Annotated in this window: 6 protein-coding genes; 5 read left to right on the forward strand and 1 reads right to left on the reverse strand. The window is 41.9% G+C overall.

Going from position 1 to position 3,967, the window contains the following annotated elements; translation table 11 throughout:
• The 5 genes from L3V30_RS23805 to L3V30_RS23825 form a co-directional block, all read left to right on the forward strand.
• On the forward strand, positions 1–215 hold a 215-nt coding region (locus tag L3V30_RS23805), incomplete at its 5' end, for a hypothetical protein (protein WP_237310124.1).
• Between the two features lie 133 nt (positions 216–348).
• A complete protein-coding gene (locus L3V30_RS23810) occupies positions 349–615 on the forward strand; it encodes a hypothetical protein (RefSeq protein WP_237310126.1) in 267 nt (88 codons plus the stop codon).
• Positions 612–953 (forward strand): hypothetical protein, encoded by a 342-nt coding sequence (locus L3V30_RS23815; RefSeq protein ID WP_237310128.1) that lies wholly within the window; start codon positions 612–614, stop codon positions 951–953. The genes L3V30_RS23810 and L3V30_RS23815 overlap by 4 nt, the downstream gene beginning before the upstream one ends.
• 502 nt (positions 954–1,455) lie before the next feature.
• Complete coding sequence (locus L3V30_RS23820; protein WP_237310130.1) at positions 1,456–2,631, forward strand: hypothetical protein; 1,176 nt, start codon at positions 1,456–1,458, stop codon at positions 2,629–2,631.
• Positions 2,632–2,636: 5 nt separating this feature from the next.
• Entirely contained in the window at positions 2,637–2,894 is a 258-nt protein-coding gene (locus tag L3V30_RS23825) for a hypothetical protein (RefSeq protein ID WP_237310133.1), read from the forward strand.
• A gap of 27 nt (positions 2,895–2,921) precedes the next feature.
• Here L3V30_RS23825 and L3V30_RS23830 read toward each other — a convergent pair whose 3' ends face one another.
• Entirely contained in the window at positions 2,922–3,449 is a 528-nt protein-coding gene (locus L3V30_RS23830) for a hypothetical protein (protein ID WP_237310135.1), read from the reverse strand.
• Between the last annotated feature and the right edge of the window lie 518 nt (positions 3,450–3,967).

A 3,967-nucleotide genomic window follows, 5' to 3' on the forward strand; every position in this document is an offset into this window, starting at 1 on the left:
AGGTCGAACGGGGCGCAATGCTGCCCCACGGCTTCGCCTCCCCGCTAGACGGTTTATGTGCGTGGAGTGTGGACAATCTGCTCCGCAGAACGCTGCGCTTTGACCACAAACCACACCCAACACCGCCTTGGCTATGGCGCAACACCATTTGGTGTTTTTGCCTAGTGCAAAAGGATTTTGCACGTTTGTGTAGAAAACTTTCTACCTTTTTTTAATTCTATTTTTATCAGTAAGGGATGGGTTTTGTAGGGGATTGCGCCTTACGGCGGAGGTTGTTTAGGGTTGTAAAAGGGTAGAAATATTACTATACTTAAATAAAGAAAACAACATATGGATAAGGTTTATAGCATGGCACTAGAAAAGGTAGAAAATAAAGTTTCCCTGAACATTAAAATTGCTCATACTGTTGATGCGCGATTGAAGCGTGCGCGAGCGGAGGCACGCAAGCAGGGAATGAAATTTAATGTATCTGCCGAGGTAGAAAACTTTCTACTCAAGGAGCTTAAAAAGGTAGAAAAGTTGCTATCTATTGAGCAAGATATTAATGAATCAAACAATCAACTTAGTTTGATAGACGAAAAAGAACCTAAATTTACATCTAATAAGAAGAAATGAATAAAGATAATTACAAAGAAAACGGGTATGAACTCGTGCATAAGCGTTACTATGAGTTGTGTGACAAACACGCCATTGAGTGGCTAGATTTTAATGTTGAAGAGTTTGAGAACTGCTACACCCACACCTCTATTGGTGGTGATGTTACAAACGGAATGCTTCTAGCTGCCATGAATGATCCAAGGGAAATGGCAGAATTGGATGAGTCGTTGGTAGTGGTTGCCGAGTTCCTACCTTGTTATTTCGGTCGTTGTGAGAGTTGCGGAACCATGCACCCTGACGAGGAAAAGTGCGAGTGTAGGGTAGAAGAAGATGAAACAAAAAAGGTAGAGAAATAACTATGTATGCACCTGATATGACAGAGCAATGCTCAAAGTGTGGAAGAGAGTTTGATGATTACAGCAATGCCAGAAATATTCAGGCTAGCGGATATTGCAAGAGTTGCGATTGGGAAGATAAAGAATAAAAGGTAGAAAGTTTTATACCTACAAGCCATCCTTTCGGGTGGCTTTTTTTGTATCCGCAGGAGGCTAAACACAACCTGAAAAGGTAGAAGGTTAGGTAGAAGTTAAGGTAGCTCATGAGGAGCTGCGCGACGAATACAAAGCCCTTTATCCTGCAAAGCCGTGAGCGAAGCGAACCCCCAAGCGAAGCGCAGGGACAGCCCCGCAGGGCACACCGAGCGCAGCGAGCCTAGGCGGAACGCCTTTAGTGTGCTAAAGGTGAGTATCACCTTGGCTTTTGAGGGACTAAAGGCAAAGCCTAGACTAAAGGCAAGTTGAGAAAATAAAGGTAAGTTTTGGACTAAAGGCGAAATTTTGTACACTTATAGAAAACACTATGGGAAAGAAAATTGCGGTGAACAGTAAGTACTTCACCAGAACGCAAGCTAAGGGAGAAATGGCGCATGTTAAACGTGAACTGGCGGAGGATAAAAACGTAACAAAGCCAGAGAACACGAAGCACAATTTTGGTACGCCAGACGCAACAATAAACAGCAACTATTTAAGTGCGTTGGAGGACATGCCAGCTAAAACTAAAAACACATTAATTGACAGTGTTTTGGTGCTTCCTTTGGAGCAAGTTTCAGCGTTGCAAAAAGAAGATCCGAAAGGCTGGAGAAAGAAGATCGACGAGTCTATTAAGGGAATGATGCAGGAGATGGAACAGGAAATGGGTTTTAAGCCGCTGGGCTATAAATTCCACCTCGATGAAGGTGAAAAACTTGATGACGGTTCGGTTCGTTTAAATACCCATGCACACATGCTTTTTGCTAACGTCTGCACCAAGGATTTAACGCTCACGAAGCAGCAGAACGTGACGAAAAAGGATGAGCATGGAAAAGCCCTTAGAGATCCGAAGAAGCCCGGAAAGTATCTGTACGAACGTGACGAAAACGGGAAGGTGCTGAAACAGGAGGTTAAAATACCCATGAAGGGTAGATCTCCGCTGAGTTTGCACCAAACACGCGGTAGTAACTCGATTTGGTCGAGACAGCAGGACATTGCAGCAAAACACCTCAAGCACCTTGGGTTCGAGCGAGGAACGAGCAAGGAGCTTACCAAAGCCAAACACCTTGAAAAATCGCAGCACGTTAAGCGCGAGCTGAAGAAAAACGAGCAAAAGCTTGAGTCTGTAATGCTCGCTCAACAAGCCGCTCAGGAGCGCCTTAGAGCGATCGAGAGCGATTTTAAGGAAAAACTCGATGAATTCATCGAAGCGAGAGAAAAGTACTTCACGGAGCTTCTGGAGGACGATCTAGATATTGATCTGGCAATGGAGGAGCAGGAAAAAGTGGTTGAGACGTTCGAAAATCTCCCAGAGGAGGTTAAGCCAAAAGCCGTTAGGGAAACAAAAACACGTCTCGACGATATTGGCGATTCGTTTAAAAACACAGACTCATTAAATAACGCTCAAGTGCTTTTGGATAGACTTGCAGAAAATAAACAAAAACACGATGCTAAAAACAATGGCGCTAAATTAGAAGCCAAAAAAGACGATAAAATTAAAATATAGATATTATGAAAGACATGGAACCTTTAATAACAGTTTTAATGCTTTGGGTGTTTTATGGAATATTTTTGTGGATGAACCCTGAGGTTGCACGACTTATTCTAGTGCCGGAGTTTTTCTGGTTTTGCTTTGCTGCTGCTTTTGCTATTGCGTCCGATCCGGCACCAGCACAGCGAGCAGCTAAAATGAGTGGCTTTTGCGCCCAGTCAGCCGCCACAGGCGGTGATATGGCTAGTAAGGCGGTTAGCAAGATGCCAATGATGTAAAAAAGCCCCTGTTTAGGGGCTTATTTTTTATTTATTACTTATCTTTTTAGCAAATTCGGCTTTAACCTTTGGTGTTTGCTCGTCATAATTTAAATACATTGTCGCTGCAAATTTGGCTTTATATAAATTTGCATCGCCTTGTGTCCAAACTAAATAAGCATTTACAGCGTAGGCATTCATATTACCTATTTTAAATACTGTAATAAACTGATTATCAACCAAGTATTTAATATGCTTACTAATAGCGTTTCTTTTTAATTTAAATATCTGTTCCATAGTTGCCATGGATACACAAATGGCGTTTGTATTATCCATTTCATTAACGAAAAATTCGAAAATCGAGTTAGCTACTGGGTTTTTTATAGCTAAAGCAACTTTGTGGTTGTAGTTTTGGCGGTTAAACGCAAAGAACGCTGCGCTTTTTTGCTTAACTTCACCCGTTTCTTCGCTCAACTCAGCAGAGCAGGCCTGACCGTCGCCACGCCTCGTTTTATAGTGTGTTGTTGCATCAAATTTACGATCCATTGGATCTTTTTGCAGTTCTGCATTTCTCATAATGTTTTGTTTTTTTTTGAACTTACCAAAAGATTAATTAAAAAAAATGGGCGATACAACCCCTATCCTGAAAGATACATTAGTGTATCTCTACCTTGGTATCTTGATCTCAAAAACACCCTTAAACCAAAATAAAAAAAATTCTCTAAAAACAAACACTTAAATAACCACACAAATAGTAAGGGATACATAGATTTTCCTTTATAATCAATGTCTTAAGTGGCATTTTCGCAAAAAGCGCAACATTAATGTATCTTCAATAGGGATACATAGATATTTTTAAGTGCTTGTTTTTGTTATGCTTTTTTGTTGTCTCCTTCTTATATCTATTAAAAGGTGGTTTTTAACCTCCAGATCCGGTTCAGGATCAACACGATCAAATCGCCCTTTCAGGTCGAACGGGGCGCAATGCTGCCCCACGGCTTCGCCTCCCCGCTAGACGGTTTATGTGCGTGGAGTGTGGACAATCTGCTCCGCAGAACGCTGCGCTTTGACCACAAACCACACCCAACACCGCC

The sequence above is a fragment of the Vibrio sp. A1-1 genome, assembly GCF_021728175.1.
GTDB lineage: Bacteria > Pseudomonadota > Gammaproteobacteria > Enterobacterales > Vibrionaceae > Vibrio > Vibrio diabolicus.

Coding starts and splice junctions, on each gene's coding strand:
- L3V30_RS23810 (WP_237310126.1), top strand. CDS start 349: ATGGCACTAGAAAAGGTAGAAAATAAAGTTTCCCTGAACATTAAAATT.
- L3V30_RS23815 (WP_237310128.1), top strand. CDS start 612: ATGAATAAAGATAATTACAAAGAAAACGGGTATGAACTCGTGCATAAG.
- L3V30_RS23820 (WP_237310130.1), top strand. CDS start 1,456: ATGGGAAAGAAAATTGCGGTGAACAGTAAGTACTTCACCAGAACGCAA.
- L3V30_RS23825 (WP_237310133.1), top strand. CDS start 2,637: ATGAAAGACATGGAACCTTTAATAACAGTTTTAATGCTTTGGGTGTTT.
- L3V30_RS23830 (WP_237310135.1), bottom strand. CDS start 3,449: ATGAGAAATGCAGAACTGCAAAAAGATCCAATGGATCGTAAATTTGAT.